Raw genomic sequence first — 21177 nt, forward strand, 5'->3', positions numbered from 1 at the left:
CCGACCTCCGGGAGGCCTGCGTCACCGCGCATGTCGCACGGAAATCACGATACTCCGCGATCGACGGGCGCACGACCCGACATCAGGGCTATGCCTCATCGATCAAGCACCGAAAGCGGATCGAGGAAGTCTTGGGCCGGGCCAAGACCGTCGGCGGCATGGCGCAAACCCTCTATCGCGGCGTCGAACGGGTGCGATCCCGCTTCATCCTGACAATGGCCGCCAATAACCTGGCTCGACTGCCTGGATTACCGGGGGTATGAAGCCTATGGTGGCTGCATGGGGACCAAAAATCTCGGAGCTTCGTTGACCAGAGAAGGCCGCATTCGCTCCATCGGCAGAATAACGTTCCGGCGCGTCGACTAATTCAGCGGCCTGCTAGCAACTGGTCCAGAATTCTGCGACTATCTTTGGAATTGCTGGACCGGTTATTCACGTTCGAAGTCGCATCGAGGCTAGAATGCGATATTTCAAAGCATTCGGTAACAAGATCTCCTCAAGGGGCCCCGATAGCGAAGCCGCTAAAGTCCATATCGGTGCGGCACTCATGAACCGCTTCAATGCACTCTGCACGGCCAAGACCGTTCACATGGCCTGACTTGAACGGGAAACGGAGCAGTCAGATCTCCGAAATGAAGACTACAACAACGCCACTCTAAAGCAAAAATTCAGTCATATTTTTTATTAGCATATGCGTAATATTTTCAGAAATATACAACCGCGATACAACACCCAGGAAATTGATTTCGCTTAAAATAAAAAATCTATCTAAAAATTGTGATGTTTTCTACATTCAATGGTTCTAAACATTAGCTTTGCCCAATATTATAGGGCGATCCGGTAAATTGTACATGCTTAACTCAGGAACAAGATGTCAGACAATATCGAAAGGTATCCAGACTATATAAAGAGAGTTGTTGTCGCTGACGATGACTGTCTACAGCGTACATATATCTCATCCATCTTGAAAAAACTGGGTTACGATCCGTATGAAGCGGACAATGGAATCTGTGCGCTTAAATTATTGCGCGATCACAATGCTCAGATACTTATTTGTGACTTGGATATGCCCGGCTTGAACGGCATCAATCTCGCCCGCCGGATACGTAGCGATCCTGGAGAACTTTATGTGCACATTCTTATGGTCACCGGACGCAATCAGTCCGAGGAACGAGAACGCGCGCTTGACGCGGGTATCGATGACTTCATGGCGAAACCTGTTGATACTGCAAGCCTGACCGCAAGAATTAGATCAGTTAAAAGATTGTTGTTACATGAAAAAAGGTTAGCAGAACGCGAAGATAAGTTGCGTTTAGCAAAAGAGCGCATTGAATCTGATTTAAATGACGCTGCAAATGCACAACGCAGGATGTTACCGGATCAGCATATCCGAATTGGCCAATGCGAATTCCATTCCGCCATGATGGCCTCGAACATATTGGCAGGCGATATGTTCGCATATTTTGAAATAGATCCCGGCATTCTCGGATTTTATGCAATCGACGTAGCAGGGCATGGGATTCATGCATCCCTCATGTCAGTGGCCCTAGGGCATATGCTAAGCGCCGAATTTTTTCGTCAATGGGCTATCGATAAGGACGGAGATCCCGATCCAGCAGCCTTAGTCCGCTTCCTTAACAAAAAGTTTTTTCGCGATGACAGCACCGATTATTTTACAATGTTCTGCGGAGTATTAGATCAAAGCAGGAACGAATTACACTTTTGTCAGGGTGGTTATCCGTCCGCGATAATCACCGGACCAGCTGGCGTTTGTACATCGCTTGGACAGGGGGGATTTCCGGTTGCGCTTTTAACACAAGCAGAATTTGAAAATCAAAAGACCTATTTTCCTCCAGATCATTTTATGGTGCTGGTATCCGACGGCGCGCTCGAAGCAGAGGACCCATCGGGGCAACCTTTCGACGATGACGGTGTAAAAAATATTATAACGGCCCGCGCACATGATCCTGCCAGTATTCCGGATAGGATTATTGAAGCTCTTTCCGAATGGCGGGGCGGGTCGCCGCTGGATGATGATCTGACGGTTGTCGTATGCGAAAGGATCCAGGCATAATGATAAAAATAAAACATGTCGCCGATAGCCAGATTTGCGTTATCGACCCTATTACCGACCGGCTTACAGCAGCCAATGCGACATCGTTCAAGGACGAGGTCTGGCAATTGATCGACAAGGGCGAATACCGCTTGGTCATCGACCTGACGGGCGTGGCATTTGTCGATTCATCGGCCATTGGCGCATTGGTCGGCATTCTGAAACGTCTTGGCAACCGAGGAGAGATTGTCGTCTGCGGCCTGTCCGGCAGCGTCGATAAGATGTTCCGTATCACACGCATGGACAGGGTGTTCCCGACTTATCCCAATAGTGCCGAGGCTGCCGCAGCGCTGAGCGAGCGTCTGTGATGGAGCATATTATCCTGATGCAGGCTGATCTTGACCGGCTGAACGGGGTATTGGCCGAGTTGACCTCCCTCGTGGCGGACGCGCTGTCCGACGAAAAGCGCATTTCGTTCGAAATTGCCGTGATGGAGGCGCTTGCCAACGCCGTCCAGCATGCGAACACACCTGATCCGGCAAAAGACATACGGGTCACATTAAATATCAGCCCCCCACAAGTCAGTGTTCAGATCGTCGACGCGGGAAACCGCGCGCCCGATGATCTGTTTAAAAACGTCCCTGCCCCGCATGAAGTTAACCAAATGTCCGAAAGCGGACGTGGTGTGCCGCTAATCCATATGCTGGCAGATAAAATCTCGTTCACGCCTGGCGATGGTGGAAACAGTTTGGAAATGATCTTCAACAGGTCAGTGCCATCATGACCACCAGCTTTGCGATCATTGTCTTTGTGATTATGGCGGTGCTTGGCGTGGTGATCGCCCTGCGAATGCGCGCAACCAGAACAGTTGCCCCACGGGCTGCTGATGCACCTGCCGACAATACCCACGCGGTTCTGGATAGCCAGCTGTTCGTCCGTCTAGACGAGCTAAGGGCTGAATTCGGACAGGATACGGCCCTGCTGATGGTCAATGCCGCAATAGAAGATCTGAACCGGCATCTGGATATACTTGAAGGTAAAACCACCCCCCCCGAAGATGAGACTTTGGCCAGCGTCCGCAAGCGGTCACTGCATTCGATTGTCGGCATAGCAGGGACCTTAGGTTGCCATAACCTCTCTGATTGCAGCAGCGAGCTTTACAAAAAGCAGGACGCCAGTCTCGACGAGCCCGCGTCATTCCAAAATCTTGTAAAAGATGTCCGCGCCCTGCGGTCACGGCTTCTTGCCGTCATGACTGACGATCAGTCCCGCGCGGTTGACGCGCATTAGAAAGGATAGCCATGCATCTGTTTCGCCCTGCCGTATTGGCCACATCGCTGCTGGTTATTCTTTCGACGGATCAATTTTCGCATCGCGCACAATCGCAGAATTCCAATCCCGAGGCGAGCACGCAAATCACACCCCCTGCCCCTTCGGTCGACCTGCCTGCGGCATTGACGGACCCTGCGGTTCAGGAACGTCAGGACCTGATGTTTTCATCCAAACCGGCCGAGGGAAAATATTTTGGCCGCCACAGCGCGTTGACCGAACGCGAAATGACCATGGCCCGCACCGCCTGGAGCTATTTTGTCAAGCGGTTTCAGCCGGAAACAGGTCTTGTCAATGCAGTGGGATCATACCCTTCGACCACGTTATGGGACACGGCGTCGTACATGAGTGCGCTGGTATCGGCCCATGAGCTGGGCATTATCGACAAACGTGAATTCGACAGGCGCGCCACGAAATTGCTGGGCACGTTGCGGAACCTTGATCTGTACCGCGGCGAAGCGCCGAACAAGGTGTATAACACCGAAACGGGCGAAAAAGTGAACTATGCCAACCAGCCCGGCGAGGTCGGCTTTTCGGTGCTGGATATGGGGCGGATGCTGGTCTGGTTGCGGATCATGAAGGAACGCTATCCCTATCTTGCCAACGGGATCGACAACGTCCCTATGCGCTGGAACTATTGCAACATCGTCGAGGATGATGGCCGCCTTTTCGGTTCGATTGTCAACGGACAGGGTGAAACCCGATATGTGCAGGAAGGCCGCTTGGGATACGAGGAATATGCCGCCAAGGGCTTTGCCCTTTGGGGGTTTGATGTCGCGGGTGCGCTGGACCCCGCGCCGCTTGCCTATACCAACATCTATGACGTTGATGTGCCTTATGATGGCCGCGACCCGCGGGTGTTCCACAACCAGAACTATGTCCTGACCGAAAGCTATTTGTTGGACGGGTTGGAAATGGGCTGGGACCTGCCCATCAACGATCCCGACGGACCGGGTGTGGCATCACAGGGATGGCGGGCCGAATTTGCCCACAGGATCTTCCTTGTCCAGCAACGCCGCTTTGAACAGACGGGCATCATCACCGCACGCTCGGAACATCAGGTCGAGGGAAAACCCTATTTCGTCTACGATTCCGTCTTTGCCGATGGCTATCCATGGAACACGCTGGACCCAAGTGACGTCTATCAGCCTGACCGTGCTGCGGTGGCCGCCAAAGCGGCAATCGGCATGTGGGCGCTGTGGGACGTGCCTTATACCGACCTTCTATTTGAAACCGTTGCCGATCTGTCCGAGGAAGACGGCGGCTTCTACGAAGGCCTTTACGAAAACGGCAACGGCTATATCCCGCTGCAAACGGCAAACAACAACGGCATTATTCTGGCTGCCCTGCTTTATAAGGTTCAGGGCCCGATTATGCAGTTCAAAAACGACAACACCAGCTTCTGGGACATGGCCTATTCCGGAACCGATATCCGCGCCAACAAATGCCTGCCGGAACCGATGGTTCAGGAAATCACCTGCTGTTCTTGCGCGAATGCGGTCCAGATCGAACCGGCCGTGCCATGGGATGAATTCAAATATTGCAAACCTCTGGATCGTGAAAACGGCATTGCTGCTACCGATTGCCGCCCTGAGGAGCAGGTCTTTGCCAAACCCGAACCACGTCTGGTTCTGCCCGCCGCATGTCGCGCCGACTGGAGCACGCAATGAGCCGATCTGCCGCATCCCGTATGGTCTGGTTCGATGCCAACCGCGTCTGCGCTGCGGTAGGCGTGGTGCTGATCCACAGCACGACCAATTTTTCGGGCCAGCCATTCCCCGATGCGACAATCACAGAGCGTGCCGTTCCGGTATTTCTGCGATCAATCGGTGAATTTTCCGGTTCCGAGATGTTCTTTTTCTTCTCGCTGTTCTTGATGGCGCTGCGGATCGACCGGCATCGGCCAACCTATCGTGATGCAATCCTGACGCAGGCCAGTCGTCTGCTGGTGCCGTTTGCTTTTTGGACCATCTTCTATGCCTTGTTCCGCTTGGTTAAGGCCGAGGCATTCGGCTATGGCCCCCAATATCTGGAACAGCTTGCCCAGATCAAAACATGGGTCGCATATTTCTTGCTAGGAAAATCGCAATATCATATGCATTTCCTGCCGACGTTGTTTGCCATTTTCCTGTTCTATCCCGTTATGCGCCTTGCGCTGCGCTATCCTGTTCTTGGCGTTCTGCTGTTCGCGACATTGGGCGCAATGGATCACGTTCAGGGATTTCTATATTCTATCGACATTCCCCAATTGGCGCGCGACTATCTGGTCAGAATCACAAAGGTCTGGGGCTATGTCGGATATGGTCTGGCAGCATTCGCCCTCTATTCTTTGTGGAAAGACGGGCTACCGCGCGGCGAAACGCGCCTGATCAGACGCGGTGCGCTATATCTGGTATCGCTGGCCTATCTGGCGACACTGCCGTTTTTTGGCCATGCGCTGCTGAAAGGCGAATTTCCGGTCCGGCAGGGGTGGGATTACTATGGCCATTTCCTGATGCCGCTGCTGATTTTCTGCATCTTTATGGGCAGCCAGTTCAGCAACTGGTCGCCCAGATGGTCACAGGCTGCAAAATATACCTTCGGTGTCTATCTGGTGCATCCGCTGCTGATCGACCTGTTCGATATTGCGGTTGTGAAATCAGGCATGTCGCCGATGATGTCGCCCGCACTGCTGGTGACCAGCCGCTTTTTTCTGGTACTGCCCGCCGCAATGTTGCTTTCGATCGCGATCAGGCAAAGCAAACTAACCGCATGGACCATCGGCCTTGGCCCGACCCCTTGGTCGCGCAACCAAAAATCACAAGCTTCGAATGGGTAAGGGCGTTATGATCGACGATTATTTCTTGGCGTTCGAGGATCGACACCCGCCCGCGCCCCTGCCCTATTCCGCCGCGCGCGAGGTGCTGTGGCAATTGCTGGCGATGATCTCGCTGGTGATCGGGGCGTGGTACATCGGCTGGCGCTGGATGCATTCGTTGAACCCCGAGGCTTTGTGGTTTGCCGCGACTTTGGCCATTGCCGAAACGCTGGCCTATATCGGGCTGTTGCTGTTCGTGTTCAACCTGTGGCGCGACCAGCCCGTCAAACTGCCGACAGTCCCCGCCTTGGTGTCCGAGGTGGACCCGGACGCGCCGGATCCTGATCGGCCTATTTCGGTCGATGTTCTTTTTGCGACATATAACGAAGACCCCGAACTGGTCAGGCTTGGCATCATCGATGCAAAGGCCATGGAATACCCCCATCCGATTGATATCCGCATCCACGTTCTTGATGATGGCAGCCGCCCCGCTATGCAGGCAGTCGCGAATGATGAAGGTGTCGGCTATATCACGCGCGATACCAACGAGGGGTATAAGGCCGGCAACCTTCGCAATGCGATGGAACACACATTCGGTGATTTCCTGCTGATCTGCGACGCGGACACGCGTCCCTTTCCGACAATGCTGGTCAGAACGCTTGGCTATTTCCGCGACCCCAAGATGGCTTGGGTCCAGACACCACAGTGGTTCTATGATCTGCCACAGGGGCGCAGGCTTCCCGATGTTTTGGCCGGACGGTTCGGCCCGACCGGCGCCAAAATCGGGCAGGCAATTGAACGGGTCACCGGCGAATGGTGCTTGGGCCGCGATCCTTTCGTCAATGATCCGCAGATGTTCTATGATGTAATCCAGCGACGGCGGAACGGGGCCAATGCCGCTTTCTGTTGCGGCGCAGGGTCGATCCACCGCCGAGAGGCCGTAATGGAGGCCGCATTGCGCGCCTTCGGTGCCAAGGTCGAACGCCGTGTCATTGCTGCCGAAGAAGAAATCACCCTCGAAACCCGCGAACGCAACGTCGCCCCCGACCTGCTGGACGCCATCCGCACCGAGGCCGTCAGTGCCGAGATTCTGGCCCCTTACCGTTTCCATGTCTCCGAGGATATCTTCACCTCAATCGTGCTGCATTCCGATAAGGAACGCGGCTGGAAATCTTTTCAGCATCCATTGGTCGAATCCAAAATGCTGTCACCGCAGGATCTGATGACATGGACGATCCAGCGGTTCAAATATGCGGGCGGCAGTCTGGATATTCTGCTCAATGACAATCCGCTGTTCCGGCGCGGTCTGACCATACCACAACGTGTTATGTACGGGGCAACCTTCTATTCCTATCTGGGGGCGCTTTGGAACGTGATCTTCCTCTTTGCGCCCGTGGTTTATCTGTTTACCGGCATTGCGCCGGTATCGGCATATTCGGACCAGTTCTTCATTCATGTGGTGCCCTTTATCATATCGTTGGAGCTGGCGATGATGGTCGGCACATGGGGCATTTCAGGCTATGCCGCGAAAGCCAGCTATCTGGCGTTTTTCCCGCTTGGTCTGCGTGCGCTTTGGGCGGTGCTGCGGGGCCAGACCATCGCCTTTAAGGTGACCCCGAAAGACCGCAAAGCGGGACGTTTCCTGAAACTGGTCCGCCCGCAAATCGCGGTCCTCGCATTTACAATTATCGGGGTTATCTGGGGAACGGTGGCCCTGATGACTGTCGATACACCCCACACCGTTACGGGTGTCGTCACCAATGCCCTCTGGGGGTTGAATAACTGTATAGCCATGGCGGGCATCATCCGCGCTGCTTTATGGCAGCCGCCCGCAACCGCAGACATGTCAGAGGTATCCTGATGGGCTTTCGTCAAAACCTTGTTCGCGCCCGCGGGCATATCATCTTTATTGTAGGGCTGATTGCAGGTCTGCTGGTCGTAATGTGGCTTGAAAATCTTGGTGACACCACCGCTAAAAATACGCGCAACGGTCAGGATCTGATGCAGACATTCGAAAATGTAACGCCGCTTCCCTTGGCCATCCGCGGCGAAAGCACTGTGCAGGATATGAAATACGCGCGGATCGCATGGACCTACTTCCAGAATAATACCAATCCGACGACGGGGCTTGCGAATTCGGTGCAGGATTACCCGTCCACCACCATGTGGGAAACGGGATCCTATGTCATCGCGATCCTGTCGGCCGAGCGTCTGAACCTGATCGCCAGTGATGAGGCCGAAGACCGTATCGCAAAAGTTGTTGACAGCCTTGGAAAAATGCGCCTGTTCCAGGATATCCTGCCGAATAAAGCCTATAACACCCGCACGTTGGAATTGGTCGATTACGGCAATAAACCGTCGAAACTAGGGCTGGGGTGGTCAGCGCTGGATGTCGCGCGGATCATGTCGGCGCTTGCGCTGGCGCAAAACGCACATCCGGCCTTGGCACCCGCGATCACGGGTGTACTGGACGGCTGGTCGCTTGACCGGATGGTCCGCGACGGAGAGTTGATCGGCACCAACGTTTCCGCAGGCGAGGTTCGCGAAAATCAGGAAGGCCGCGTCGGCTACGAACAATATGCCGCAAAGGCGATGATGCTGCACGGCTATGACGTCTATCGCGCCTATGAGGTCCGCGACAACTTCATGATCCAGAAGGTACTGGATCAGCCAATCCCCGTCGACACCCGCATGCACCGCGCCCGCACACCCGCATTTGTCGTCAGTGAGCCTTATCTTTTCGACGGACTGGAATTCGGCTTTGACGCAAGGTCCCACCGCTTTGCGACCGCGATCTATCTGGCCCAGCAGGCACGCTATGAACAGACGGGAAAATTGACTGCGGTGACGGAATCGCACCTAAGCGAAGAACCGTTCTTTGCGTATTCGACTGTCTGGGGCGGGGGATCGGATTGGGCAGTGCTGACCTTCCAAGGCGACCGCATCGACAGTATGCGGACGATGGCGACAAAAGCTGCATTCGGTTGGGATGCATTGTTCGGCACGGACTATACCGAAAACCTTGTCGATGCGATCATCCCCGTAGTTGACGCTGAAAAAGGCTGGCCCGAAGGCCTCTATGAGGCAACCGGCCTTGTAAACGGATCAATCACGGCAAATACTAATGCCGTTGTTCTGGCGTCGCTATCTTTCAAAGCCACCGGCCCCCTGATGCGGGCGGCGAAATGAGAATTTCCGCCATCCTATGTGCAGTCGCCCTGCCTGTATCGGTGCAAGCGGCCCCTTGTGTTGGCACAGCGTTTGATCAGGCGTTGCCCGGCGCGACCGAGGTGCAGCGCCACTATGCCGATGTCCCCTCAGCGCGGTTTCCGGGATTGTGGCAACAAGGCCGCGCCGGCGGGTTCGTTTACCGCCTGTTCAGTGATCTGAGTGGATCACTGGCCGACAGCCGTACCGCCCCGCAGTGGCAAATCGACGTCCTGTGTGATGCCGCAGCACAATCCTGCACACAGGAAATCCAAGGAAACCCCGATCCACAAGCACCAGACGTTGCTTCGTCACTAGGTCGTTGCCTTCTGGGTCAAGAAGTATCAGCGTCGGACTTCCAGCGCCGCACGCCCGATGCGCCAAACGGCCTGCCCGAGGATGCGGGTGTTCCGGATACCGACCGCAACCTCTCGTCAGGGGCTGCACTTGCGACCGCGGCGGGGGCAGATCATAACCTGACACCAGATGTCACCCTGACGACACCTGCGCCTGCAGATGCAAATTTCGACGCGAACCGTCCCGCCGCAATTCCCGAAGTGGCCCCGAACAACGCCACGGCCCCTGCCCCCACAGCGACCGGAGAGCGCGGCCCCACGATCTTGCCTGATGCAAGCTGCGGTCTCTCCTCGATCACGGCTGGCACCTCGGCGGTACAAACGTTGCAGCGAATGCTTCAGGCCGCAGGTTATGACGCCGGAGGAGATGATGGAATTATGGGCGGACGCACGAAGCAGGCATTGGACTCTGCGCTTGGTCCCGACAGCACAGATCTGGACCCCGAAGCCGCAATCCGTGCGCTGAACGCAAAAATGTGCGCAGACTGACGGCATGGTGCAGATCGGACGCAAATTACAGTGGGGCGTGGCAGGACTATTTGCAAGCCTTCCCCCCGCATTTGCGCTGCCATTCGATGTTTTGCCCGTTACCGAGGAGGATAGCCGCATTACGGTTATGGCGCCGTCACCGCCGTTGGCATGGCATCTGGATCTACCCGATGACGTCATCGTCAAAACCGACGATCCCGCCGTGCCCGAGGCTGAAGAGATCCTGACCGACACCCCGAATGTCTTCGCATGGTCACGTGCGCAATCCGGCAATATCGGCGGTTGGACATACCGGTTGTTTCCTGACGGTTCTGCAATCGTTCTTGCGGACAACAACAGGGCCAGTGGCGAATATATGCTGCGATGCACGCTGGCAGAATCCTGTGAGATATCCTCGGAAGCGGGGGTTATTATGACTGTTCCCGCGATTGGCGCACCGAAACCCGACCTGCCCGCGGACATCACCGGCCTGCTGCTGGCTGAATATCTGGCAAAGTGGGTTCTGGCTGGCAGCGGCACACCGCCAGAACCGCCCCCTGCGCCTTTGGCGCCGGCAATCTCCGAACCTGATGTCCAACCTGCGCCGGAAGAACGGCAGCCCGAACCCGATATTCCGCCTGAAGACGCAGAGTCGCTGCCTGCGCAGGCCGATACAGTGGCGTTTCTTTCAGGTGATATCGACTGCGCCGAGCCTGACCCCTATTATCCCGATGCCTGCACATTACTGCCTAATCCGCCCGCGCCTGCGATCGTAACCCCTTTGAAAGATAATCCCGCACGCGTCCGGCAAGAAATCTCCCCTGCACAACCGGCCACACCAGCCCCAAAGGAACCGGCAGAACCCAAGACTTTGGCAGAACGGTTTCGCCTAAGCTGTTCCATAACCACGGGCGCAGGGCTTCAATATGTCGACCATACAAATCAGGATACAAAATATGGCAAGCTGCGCGTCAGTCTGGGATGCAGCGCACGCCTGAACGATCGCTTGTCGATGAATATGGCGCTGGTGCATTTTCCTTTGTCAGGTCAGCAGGCCCCATGGGACCCTGACTTTACATATTCTTTCAATTACAAAGCCACCGATAACCTCAGCATCAGCTATTCCAGCTATAGCGCACGCTTTTCTTCTGAAGGCGCGAATATTGTTTCATCGCTGTTCGACGGCAGTTTCAGGGGCAGTTACAAGTTACCAGCGATATCGCTGCCGATGGACAAAAGCGCGGCCTGTTCGATTGGATTTGGCTTACCTAACCCGACCAATGAGTCATTCTCGCTGGGGTGCAGCGTAGCACTCACGGAGAAACTACGTGTCGGGTTAACGACATATCTTTACCCCCCCGACGTGCAAGAATCATGGAATCCTGACTATACCTATACGGCAAGCTATCGTGTGAATGATAAGATACAGTTGAACTATTCCAATTATAGCAGCAGCCGGTGGCCGTGGAACCGGGGGTCAAGCCCCGGCCCCGGTGTGTTGGGGGGCAGCGTGTCGATGTCCTATAAACTTGTCTTCTGAAGGAGCGCGCATGTTCGCCAAATCCTTACTTGCCGCGATACTTTCCGCTTTTGTCTGTATCAGCCTGCCTGCAATCGGGCATGCAGATGTGCGTATCCAGAACGTCCTGCCCAGCAAGGTCCTGAACAAGCCGGTGTCTTACGCCGTTTACCTACCCCCAGGTTACGATGACGGAGGGCGCGACTATCCGGTCGTGTACCTGCTGCACGGTGGCGGAACTGGCCAGCCTTTGGATTGGTTTACACTGGCTGGCATCGATCAGATGTTGGATCAAATGATCCTGTCTGGCCAGATACGACCGCTGATTGCGGTTGCCCCCGATGGAAGGCGCGATGTCGACAATGAGGTTGCGACATACTTCTTAGACGACGCGGACGGATCGTTACGCTGGCAAACAATGTTCATAGAGGACTTCATCCCTGGCATCGAAGACAAATACCGCGCAATCGGAAATGGTGATGCGCGGGCTCTCTTAGGAATATCGATGGGCGGAATGGCCGCGTCGATCTATCAGTTGAAATATCCGGATATGTTCGCAGGTATTTCAGCACTAAGCGCATCCTTTCGGACTGAAGCCCAAATGCTGGCACTTTCCGAGGCAGGATATAATTCGCGATTTGGCACGGTAATTGGATCAGGATTGACAGGTCGGGATCGTCTGACAGCGGAATGGACTGCCCTTCAACCACAAGCGTTGATAGCACAAACCGATCTTACGCATTTCACGCGCGTTCCGCGTTTTTATTTTGATACAGGCGCAGATGATCCGTTTTTTGAAGCAACCGCCGATCTGCATATCGCCCTGCGTGACGCAGGTATATCACACAGGTTCAAGACATCAGAAGGTGAACATGACTGGCCGTTCTGGCGCGGTGCAATGCCGGACGCTTTGCTACATATAGATGCCGTCCTGACCCGTAATTATGGCGAGTGATGGCATACGTTTGTGCAGCAGATGAAAACCTGCACAAACGTCCTATACATATGCAAAACGAAGAAGATTAGCTTGGTGCTGCAGAACTCATGCAGCTTGGGGCCCGAAATCACGCCGCACCCGCGGTTCATATAGCGGTCGCTGGTTCTTGATAATGCGTCTGATAAGCTGTTGCGCTCTTTTATTGTCAAGGATTGGCCGCGCCGGCTTACTGGCAGTCTGATCGTTATGCTCGATACCGGTGGTCATTGCTCCGACATGATCCGTAAGCAACAAACTTTCAACCAACGCGCCGTCCGCCGCGATAATCTCGTGCTGCCGGAACAGAAGATGGACATATGTGATGCCATCGGTAGGAAGTTCGATATCGATACCGTCAAATTCCAGTAGTTTCACTGCTGGAACCAGAACTTCAAAATGGCCTGTCATACGTTCGGCAACGGGTGATGAAATCAGAACACGATGCTGCCTTGAAAGAGCAAGGCCCGATTGCGGAAAGCCAGGGGCAATGCTGTCTTTCGCCAGAAAGATCGGTCGCTGCTTGTGGTTCTGCGACAGATATTCGGACGAAAGCCTAGTCTTTCCTATCCATTGAACAGGCTGAAAGCCGTGGTTCGCTGTCCAAACCATATCGCCAACCTGCAGATCTTCGGCATGCACTTTACCGTGCTTGGTCTGGACGCGCGCATTTCCAGCCAGACACAAGACAGAGCCCCCTGCGTCAATCGTCGCAAAAGTCAGGTTACCTTTGATGTCCCATTGGTAACTTTCACCGTTCTGCGCACTTAAGTGGTCCAGAATGTTGTCAGAGGTGGTACCGTTTGCTGCACCTTCAGTCGCCGCAAAAGCAGAGATGCTGTTGGCGCTGTAAAAACTTAGAACCGTCGAAGTATCGACATTGGTCAGTGCAATACCGCTGCCCTCGTTGCTATCGCTGGTGGAATTACGGACCCCCACTGAAATAACATAAATGGTAAAATCAGGATCATCTGGGTGCACTGTTCCGGTCAGTGTGCCAAGGTTGACTTCACCACCGGAAATACCGGCACCCGTACTCAAGGTACCGTCATCGTCGTAAACGGACACGACGAAATCATCGGGATTGTCGTCAGGGCCTAATGTGATTTCAACAAACTCACCCGAATTTGCAACTCCTGAGCCTCGAAAGTGCAATTCGGATATGAATGCCATGACCAACCTTTGCGCGGACGAAGATAAATAGGAACAAACTATAGATAAACTATGGGTATAAGCCATCAAAGGAAAGCTATCCTTTCGCAGTAATACGACAGCTGAGCTGCTGCCGGTTTTGTGGGCATAAAGGCAAGATCGCGATCTAGGAACCGGGGGGGATATGACGAAACGAAAGTTCGGCCGTGAGTACGAGACAGATGCTATAAGGCTTGGAACCGATCTGGGCGTAGCGGCGTTACAGGTGGCGCGCGATCTCGATCTGCCCGAGAGTGTGCGGCGCCGCTGGATGAGGGCATTTAGCGCAAGCCTGGCTGCTGCTTTCCCCCGAAATGGGTAGATGCGTGCCGATCTGGCCGAGATCACAGCCCTGAAGAAAGAGGGCGTCCGGCTACGGGTGGAGTGCGCCATTCCCAAGAAGAGTGAAACCATTTTTCACTATTGGTTCACGGACAATGGTCTAACGCTTTTTTTCGCGCGCGGCGACGTGAAATTCATCGTCATTACCAAGCACTGGCACATTGGCCAATCAGTTGGCTCTTCGAAGTGCTAAAGGTGTCCCGTGCAGGCTTCCACGCCTCGCTGGACCGCCCGACCAGCACGTGCGACATCCATGATGTCAAACTCGTCCTGGCGATCAAGACAAGCTTCAAAGCCAGTGCTCGAGCCTATGGCGCGCATCGCATGTACTGCGATCTGTTGGAAGAATAGCTGGCCTGCGGCCCGCATAAGATCAAGCGGCTAATGCGCTGCAACGCTTTCAGAGCACGGCCTAGACGCCGCGGCAAGCCCAAGAACGATAGCGAACGCTTGATCATTGCCGACATCGAGCCAGTGAACGCCACCGGCTAGAGTGAACCGGTGAGGCACTGACCGGAATTGCCAGACAGATAGCTAAACCAAGGGTGGCGGGCCGATTTCATACACATCCGGACCGCCGGAGGCTGGCTGGCTGTATGTATGTCCCAGTCGTTCTAGACCTGTTTTCTCGCCGCGTAGTCGGTTGCTCCATAAGGCCGATACGCGATAAGTCGCTCCTCATGAATACCCTGATGATGGCGGTCTGGGGCCAAGGGAAGGGTGACGCACTCTTTCATCATTCCGAGCAGGGATCCCGGATACATGTGCGAGCAGTTTCAACGCCCGCGGGCGGGCAACGGCGTCACATGCTCGATGAGCAGAACGGGCGATGTCTGGGATCGAGTTATGGGAACGCCACTGGTCTGAGAGATCATGACGAGGTCGGCGATGGAAAGTTTCGTTTCAACACTGAAGACTGAATGGACCGCCCGCAAAGTGTATCCACCTGAAATGAAGTTGGCACCGATGTCTTCGACTACTTCAAACGCTCCTACAACCCTAGCAGCGCCATTCACAACCGGGCTACCTCAGCCCAATGAAGTTCGAAGCACGCACTATTCTAGCTTATCCTGCTGCCCACAAAACCGGCAGCAGCTCGTGGCACGAATTTTTAGAAAATACCGCTATATTTGCCTTTTCCTTGCAGACACCAAATCAATTCGTTTCCGGTTTTTTCATTCTTCAATATGACCTTACCACAAACCGAGATCGTACAACGTATCCGTTATACATCGCGGAAGAACCTGATCATTTCAGCACTGGCATCAGGCCCTTGCTCATCGGTATAACTACCTTCTGGTTTACCGCCAGACCATGCATGGCCCATGCCCTCGATAATCCAATGTTCCACTGCAACAGCGCCGTTGGGGGCATAGACGGTACAACGACGGAATGACCGACCCTGTGCATTTCCCTTTTCCTCATTCTGCAGGCTTTGGGGTTGGCGCGGGTCCAGCGCATGTTGGACAATGCGATCGCCGTTCGAAGGGTGCACCGTAGTATCCGCACTGCCGTGAAAAACGATCGTGCGAACCGGTGTACCTTCGGGGGTAACATTGATCCCTTGTCCCGCCATGGCAGCAAAAGCCGAGGGAACATCTTTGGCTGCACCCGCAGGAAGGCCCGAATGCGCGCCGACCCCGTGAAAGAGGTCGGGGTAGTTTTTGCCCAGAATAACAGCCATTGCAGCACCTGCCGAAAGGCCCGCGACAAAGACCTGATCCGTAGGAACATTGTGCTGTGACATCACATGGCGGGTGATACCGGACAAGATCGAGGGTTCGCCCTTGTCGCGCTGCTGATCGCCGCGGCTGAACCAGTTCCAGCATGATTGGGCGTTGTCGCCGCGCGTTTGATGAGGATACACGACGATAAACCCTTGCTTGTCCGCCAATGCGTTCATCCCTGTTCCTGCAGCAAAATCTTCAGGAGACTGGGTGCAGCCATGTAGCATCAGAACCAACCCCGTGGCCCCTTTTTTGGCACTGGCCGGGACATAAGTACGGAAACGGCGCGTTCCGGCGGCACAGGAAAAACTGTCTTCCGCAAAGCTGGCTCCCTCGGGAACGACAGGTGCTGCGGATGCAGATCGCAGATGCGCGAGAATATCCGACAAGTTCGGCGTTCCTCCCGCTTGCGGGGCCAATCCGTGCTGGGCCAGCGTCCGGTTTACCAAATCACTGACCGATGACAGTTGGCCTTTACCCGCCTCTTTTGTTTGACGCCATGTACCTTTGGTAAAGTTCATCATCTAATTTATCCTTTCAAAGACGCTATTTGATGCGGTCGGCCAAGGCCTTTTTGACCTCGGGCGATGCTTGCAGCGATCCAAGTACGGTAATTGATCCGATCGTTGCCTGTGCCAGATCGGCAGTGACATCCGGCGCGACACGGGCAAGGCCAACGACCTTGATGTGCAAAATCTCACCAGCCTCGCGATGGTTTTCCAAGTCGCTGCGGCTGAAATCGCGCAGGCCCACCTCCATTGTGTGACGCTGGATCGACCGGTCGACGGCTTCGGTGTGGGTATCCAACTGTTTTCGGATCGCGTTGCGAATAAAATCGCTACGATTGGAGTAGAACCCCTCCTGCACCAACAGGTCGATGCGACCCAGATCCACAAAGCCTAGATTGATCGTTATTTTTTCGTTTTCAGGCTGCTTGTCCCGCAGTTGCCTTACGTCGCCCATATCAAAATCTCCATCCGCATGGATGGTATATGGATGTTAAAATGGACTAGACAATAGGCGTGGCTTTCAACCACCGTATTTTTGAACGCAGACAATGTCATCGGCCGCATGATCAAGCAAGGTCAGGGACAAGTCCCTCGCTCTCTCGGGATGGCCCATAACGATGGCGTCTATGAGGTCGCAATGTTCGGCAATCGCACGCGGACGATGCTATCCGCGTGATGCAATACGAAACATCTTTGGAAGGCTAATCAACAGCATATGACCAATTGGACAAAAGAATTCGTTGCGGGTTGCAAGATAGGTCGACGTGTTGAACGCAAGGTTGGCCTTGATCCGTGCTTCATCATCGGAACAGGCATCGACCACCGCCTGAAAATCGCGCGCAATCTGTTCACGATCTTCGGGCAGGGCGTGTCGCGCTGCCAAAGCCGAGGCTTCGGGTCAGGTCGCACGGCGCAGGGCAAACATCTTATCGAGATAAGTCGCTGTTGCAGTGATTTTGATCCGCCAGCGCGGCCGGTCTTCGTCCAGATGGTTCCACCAGAATTGTTCACGGACGATCGTGCCCCGTTTAGGTCGGGAATCCAGCAAGCCTTTCTCGACAAGGTTACGGATGGCTTCACGCGGGGAGGTACGGCTAACACCTAGCGATGGTCCGAAAGTGATGCACAACGCCAGTTGGGGTCCGGTTCCTGCGGCGAGGGTGTAAAACCGGCAGCCTTAATCCCGCATATGGCACAATACTCGTCCTTGTCGGACGCGTCACCGCTGATCCCAACCGCGCCGATAATCATTCCGCCGGCATCCTCGATCAACACGCCACCGGGCACGGGAACGAAGCGACCCTGTGAAGTAACGGCCAATGCTGTCTGAAAATTGGGCCGTTCCGACAAGTAATCGCGGATCATCCGGCTTGGCATGCCCATGCCAAGGGAGCCCCACGCCTTGCCCATCGCGATATCAACCCGCATGATCCCGCTGCCATCCTGCGATTTTAGCGCGACCATACGTCCGCCGGAATCAAGAACGATAACAGAAAGGGGCTTCATCCCCTCGGATGCTCCAGTTGCGAAGGCTCCGTCTATGATCGCCTCGGCTGTGGCAAGTGAAAGGCTGGATGCCAGTTTCATAGGGATAGTCCTTGTTTCAGTTGCGTATAAGGTCTGGCAGCCATGTGACAATATCCGGAAATGCCAATAGAATGCCGATCGTAATGACATCCGCCACGAAGAATATAAGAACTCCGCGGAATACCTGGGGCAAGGCGATATCGGGACGGACGGCATTAACGACAAAACAGTTCAGCCCGATGGGTGGCGTTATCAGTGCCATTTCGGCCATCTTGACGACAATTATGCCGAACCAGATGGAATCGTATCCAAGGGCCATCACCGCCGGATAGACAACGGGTAGTGTCAGCAACAACATTCCGATCGCATCCATAAACATACCAAGCACGGCATAGCCCAGCAGGATGCAGATCATTATGATCAATGGCGGGGCGTCCAGTGTAACGATCCATGAAGCAAATGCCTCGGCTACGCCCGAATATCCAAGAAAACGTACAAAAATCGTCACGCTCCAGATCAGCGAAAAGATCATCACTGTCAATTTCGCTGTCTCCATCAGAGACAACCAGATAGCCTGTGCGCGCGCACCCCGGGCGACAGCGACGACGAAGATGATAGCAGCGCCAAGCGCGCCTGCCTCGGTCGGTGTGGCCCAGCCTTGGTACATAGCAGAAATGATGATCATCACCACCAGCGCGATCGGGATTAGCGGCGGCAGCGCCAATGCGCGTTCGGACCAAGTGACCCCGCCAATAGCAGGCGCCGCCTCAGGATTGCGCATGGCCCAAACGACAATGATCGCGGAATAAACCATCGCAGACACCATTCCTGGAAGGAAACCTGCCAGTAACAGCCTACCCACCGATTCTTCTACAATAACAGCATAGATGACCAGAATCGCGGAAGGCGGGATCAGCGCGGCCAGTGTACCGCCAACCGCAACCACACCCGCCGCCAGCCGCCGGTCATATCCAAAGCGCAGCATCTCGGGGATGGCAACCCGCGCAAACACGGCAGAGGTCGCGGTCGATGCACCAGACACAGCCGCAAATCCCGCAGTTGCAAGGATGGTCGATACCGCAAGTCCGCCCGGCAACCAGCCCAGCCATTTGCGCGCTGCATCGAACAGCTGTGTCGTCATTCCAGCGTGATAGGCCACAAAGCCGATGAAAATAAACATCGGCAACACGCTTAGAGCGTAGGTTGATGATTTGGCATGCGGGACGATCCCCACAATCCCTGCAGCAGGTCCCCAGCCGATCAATTCGATCAGACCAAGCAACCCGACGCTGGCGGCAGCAAAGACAACCCTTACCCCTAGAAAAACCAGCATAAGAAGCAGAACTATGCCAATAACGCCCACCAGCAACGGGTTCTGGAATCCGATTCCGATCAGCATATCAAATATCCTTTCGGGGTGTGGATTCGCGATCCAGCATGTCATGGGCTTCGTCGCGGGCCGTTTCAGCGGCATCACGGGCCAAAATGATACCCTCGGGTCGGCGGAAAGGGTCGATAAATAGGCTGATCTGGCCTGCCAATTGCAATAGCAACCTCAGGAACCAAAGACCGAAAGCCACTGGTACCACCAGCTTTGACGGCCATACCGGCAGCTCCGCGTCAATGGTCGTATCGCCGATCTGGTATGCGCGCAGAAAATGGTCCCAGCTGAACTTGATCAGGATAGCGACAATAACAAGGCCAACCAACGTGCCGATAATTTCGGCCAACCATAAGGACCGGCCACGCAGACTGCCGACCACCAGTTCCATCCGGATATGGGCGCCCATGCGCTGCGTGTATGCCGCGCCGAGAAATGCCATCCCGGCCATCGAAAGCTCAACCATGTCGATATATCCCAGCAGTGGATAATCGAAGATTGATCGCAGAACGATCTGCGCAACGCCCAGCAGCATCAGCATGAAAATAAAGAACGCCGCTACGAAATTCGCGGCATCCTCCAGCGGCGCGAGCAAGCGGTCAGCACGGGTGATCGGCCCCGGCATTTGGTCCGCCCCTTGCACAGCGGCATCTTCGGGTATCATGTGAAGTCCTTCGCGAAAGTATGGGAGACGCGCCATCGCGGGCGCGCCCGAAACGCAGGGATCAGTGCGTAGCGCCAGCCTCCCGGGCATAGGTCAACAGGGCATCAAGCACCCCTTGCGCGTCGAACTTGTCGCTGTTCGCTTCGACCCAATCATTCCAGACCGGTTGGCCGGCTTTCTCGCGGAAGGCGGCGCGTTGCTCATCCGTATAGACAATCTCGTCCAGAGTTTCGCGGAACAGAGCCAAATTTTTACCATCCTCGGCAGCATAAGCGGCCTGCTGAGTGTCCAGTACCAGATCACGATTATCCATCAGCAGATCCTGATATTGCGACGGCAACGCCTCGAATGCGGTCTTGTTCAGGACCCAGCCGCATTCCGAGGTCCCCGGCGCAAGGTTAGAGGTGAACCACTCGGCCTCGTCGTTGATCTTGAAGGCGACATGGGCATAGGTGAACGGAAAGGCCGCCGCATCCACGGTGCCGTTCTGGAAGGCGATCAACGTTTCGGGCGCCGACAGGGTTTGTGGCGTCGCACCAAGCCGTGACAGCGCATCCCCAAGCCCACCGCCCGCACGGACACGCAGCCCCTTCCAGCCATCCAGCGTTTCCGGCTTTGGACCGGTTCCCATCAGTTCGAACTGTTGAAGCAACCCGGACGCGTATGGAATGGCGTTCCATTTCTCCATATCGGCGACAATAGCAGGATGTTCGAACATGCGTTCACGCACTTGGCGGTCCACTGCCGGATCGCCAAGCGGCAGGAATGGCAGGGAAAAGACGGTCCAGGCCGGATTTTTGCCAGGATGATAGAATTCGCAGATCCCTGCACCCTCAATCGCATTCAGCTTCAGCGCATCAAGGTTTTCACGGACCGGACCCAGCTGTTCGGCATAAAAAATCCGTATCTGGAACATGCCATCGGTTTCGCTGGACACTTTCTCGGCCAATGCCTCCATCCCCGAGGTCAGCGCCCGCGGATTTCCATAAATCGATATCTTCCAGAAAACCGACGGGCCTTCGACATTTGCGGCCCCTGCTGGCAGCACATTCATGGCAGCAATAGCAGCCACCGAAATCATTGCGATTGATCGTTTCACAGAATTTTTCCCTCTCCCCTAAGAATGCGCGGCCG

The 21177-nt window shown here is 55.0% G+C and carries 22 protein-coding genes and 1 pseudogene; 14 read left to right on the plus strand and 9 right to left on the minus strand.

Going from position 1 to position 21177, the window contains the following annotated elements; all coding sequences use genetic code 11:
- The 13 genes and pseudogenes from DWB67_RS15955 to DWB67_RS16010 all read left to right on the plus strand — a co-directional run.
- On the plus strand, positions 1 to 263 hold a 263-nt coding region (locus tag DWB67_RS15955), incomplete at its 5' end, for a transposase (protein WP_182911625.1).
- 148 nt (positions 264 to 411) lie between these two features.
- Positions 412 to 598: pseudogene (locus tag DWB67_RS18455) on the plus strand (IS5/IS1182 family transposase); the annotation flags it as partial.
- 273 nt (positions 599 to 871) lie between these two features.
- Positions 872 to 2074, plus strand: a complete 1203-nt coding sequence (locus DWB67_RS15960) for a SpoIIE family protein phosphatase (RefSeq protein WP_119808571.1) — start codon at positions 872 to 874, stop codon at positions 2072 to 2074.
- Positions 2074 to 2421: an STAS domain-containing protein gene (locus tag DWB67_RS15965; RefSeq protein ID WP_119808572.1), complete on the plus strand. Its 348-nt coding sequence runs from the start codon at positions 2074 to 2076 to the stop codon at positions 2419 to 2421. The genes DWB67_RS15960 and DWB67_RS15965 overlap by 1 nt, the downstream gene beginning before the upstream one ends.
- The gene (locus tag DWB67_RS15970) at positions 2421 to 2837 is read left to right on the plus strand and encodes an ATP-binding protein (RefSeq protein WP_119808573.1); all 417 of its coding nucleotides are present in this window, start codon (positions 2421 to 2423) and stop codon (positions 2835 to 2837) included. Before DWB67_RS15965 ends, DWB67_RS15970 begins: the two co-directional genes overlap by 1 nt.
- Entirely contained in the window at positions 2834 to 3343 is a 510-nt protein-coding gene (locus DWB67_RS15975; protein WP_119808574.1) for a hypothetical protein, read from the plus strand. Before DWB67_RS15970 ends, DWB67_RS15975 begins: the two co-directional genes overlap by 4 nt.
- 11 nt (positions 3344 to 3354) lie before the next feature.
- A complete protein-coding gene (locus tag DWB67_RS15980) occupies positions 3355 to 5052 on the plus strand; it encodes a DUF3131 domain-containing protein (protein ID WP_119808575.1) in 1698 nt (565 codons plus the stop codon).
- On the plus strand, positions 5049 to 6200 hold the full coding sequence (locus DWB67_RS15985) for an acyltransferase (protein WP_119808576.1): 1152 nt from the start codon (positions 5049 to 5051) through the stop codon (positions 6198 to 6200). Before DWB67_RS15980 ends, DWB67_RS15985 begins: the two co-directional genes overlap by 4 nt.
- 7 nt (positions 6201 to 6207) lie before the next feature.
- Complete coding sequence (locus tag DWB67_RS15990) at positions 6208 to 8040, plus strand: glycosyltransferase (protein WP_255418719.1); 1833 nt, start codon at positions 6208 to 6210, stop codon at positions 8038 to 8040.
- On the plus strand, positions 8040 to 9368 hold the full coding sequence (locus DWB67_RS15995; protein WP_119808577.1) for a DUF3131 domain-containing protein: 1329 nt from the start codon (positions 8040 to 8042) through the stop codon (positions 9366 to 9368). Before DWB67_RS15990 ends, DWB67_RS15995 begins: the two co-directional genes overlap by 1 nt.
- Positions 9365 to 10231 (plus strand): peptidoglycan-binding protein, encoded by an 867-nt coding sequence (locus DWB67_RS16000; protein WP_119808578.1) that lies wholly within the window; start codon positions 9365 to 9367, stop codon positions 10229 to 10231. Before DWB67_RS15995 ends, DWB67_RS16000 begins: the two co-directional genes overlap by 4 nt.
- A gap of 37 nt (positions 10232 to 10268) precedes the next feature.
- Positions 10269 to 11750: a hypothetical protein gene (locus tag DWB67_RS16005; RefSeq protein ID WP_220475158.1), complete on the plus strand. Its 1482-nt coding sequence runs from the start codon at positions 10269 to 10271 to the stop codon at positions 11748 to 11750.
- A 10-nt stretch (positions 11751 to 11760) separates the two neighbouring features.
- A complete protein-coding gene (locus DWB67_RS16010; RefSeq protein WP_119808580.1) occupies positions 11761 to 12684 on the plus strand; it encodes an esterase family protein in 924 nt (307 codons plus the stop codon).
- A gap of 87 nt (positions 12685 to 12771) precedes the next feature.
- On the opposite strand, the gene DWB67_RS16015 is transcribed toward DWB67_RS16010, so the two are convergent.
- On the minus strand, positions 12772 to 13875 hold the full coding sequence (locus DWB67_RS16015; protein ID WP_182911627.1) for a Hint domain-containing protein: 1104 nt from the start codon (positions 13873 to 13875) through the stop codon (positions 12772 to 12774).
- A 340-nt stretch (positions 13876 to 14215) separates the two neighbouring features.
- Here DWB67_RS16015 and DWB67_RS18675 point away from each other — a divergent pair, with 340 nt between their 5' ends.
- Positions 14216 to 14428 (plus strand): hypothetical protein, encoded by a 213-nt coding sequence (locus DWB67_RS18675; RefSeq protein ID WP_370453603.1) that lies wholly within the window; start codon positions 14216 to 14218, stop codon positions 14426 to 14428.
- 1032 nt (positions 14429 to 15460) lie between these two features.
- Here DWB67_RS18675 and DWB67_RS16025 read toward each other — a convergent pair.
- The 8 genes from DWB67_RS16025 to dctP form a co-directional block, all read right to left on the minus strand.
- Positions 15461 to 16486, minus strand: a complete 1026-nt coding sequence (locus DWB67_RS16025) for a PHB depolymerase family esterase (RefSeq protein ID WP_119808582.1) — start codon at positions 16484 to 16486, stop codon at positions 15461 to 15463.
- A gap of 22 nt (positions 16487 to 16508) precedes the next feature.
- Complete coding sequence (locus tag DWB67_RS16030; RefSeq protein ID WP_119808583.1) at positions 16509 to 16925, minus strand: CopG family transcriptional regulator; 417 nt, start codon at positions 16923 to 16925, stop codon at positions 16509 to 16511.
- Positions 16926 to 17135: 210 nt separating this feature from the next.
- A complete protein-coding gene (locus DWB67_RS18680; protein WP_119808584.1) occupies positions 17136 to 17354 on the minus strand; it encodes a hypothetical protein in 219 nt (72 codons plus the stop codon).
- A 15-nt stretch (positions 17355 to 17369) separates the two neighbouring features.
- Positions 17370 to 17600 carry a GntR family transcriptional regulator gene (locus DWB67_RS18685; RefSeq protein WP_182911628.1) on the minus strand — a complete coding sequence of 77 codons (231 nt, stop codon included), beginning with the start codon at positions 17598 to 17600 and terminating at the stop codon, positions 17370 to 17372.
- On the minus strand, positions 17573 to 18058 hold the full coding sequence (locus DWB67_RS16045; protein ID WP_119808586.1) for a heme-binding protein: 486 nt from the start codon (positions 18056 to 18058) through the stop codon (positions 17573 to 17575). Before DWB67_RS16045 ends, DWB67_RS18685 begins: the two co-directional genes overlap by 28 nt.
- Before the next feature lie 16 nt (positions 18059 to 18074).
- On the minus strand, positions 18075 to 19397 hold the full coding sequence (locus tag DWB67_RS16050; protein ID WP_119808587.1) for a TRAP transporter large permease: 1323 nt from the start codon (positions 19395 to 19397) through the stop codon (positions 18075 to 18077).
- Position 19398: 1 nt separating this feature from the next.
- A complete protein-coding gene (locus DWB67_RS16055; protein ID WP_255418721.1) occupies positions 19399 to 20043 on the minus strand; it encodes a TRAP transporter small permease subunit in 645 nt (214 codons plus the stop codon).
- Positions 20044 to 20104: 61 nt separating this feature from the next.
- Positions 20105 to 21142 (minus strand): TRAP transporter substrate-binding protein DctP, encoded by a 1038-nt coding sequence (gene dctP / locus DWB67_RS16060; RefSeq protein WP_255418722.1) that lies wholly within the window; start codon positions 21140 to 21142, stop codon positions 20105 to 20107.
- Positions 21143 to 21177 lie beyond the last annotated feature (35 nt).

The organism is Paracoccus sp. JM45, assembly GCF_003590715.1.
In the GTDB taxonomy this organism is placed as follows: Bacteria; Pseudomonadota; Alphaproteobacteria; order Rhodobacterales; family Rhodobacteraceae; genus Paracoccus.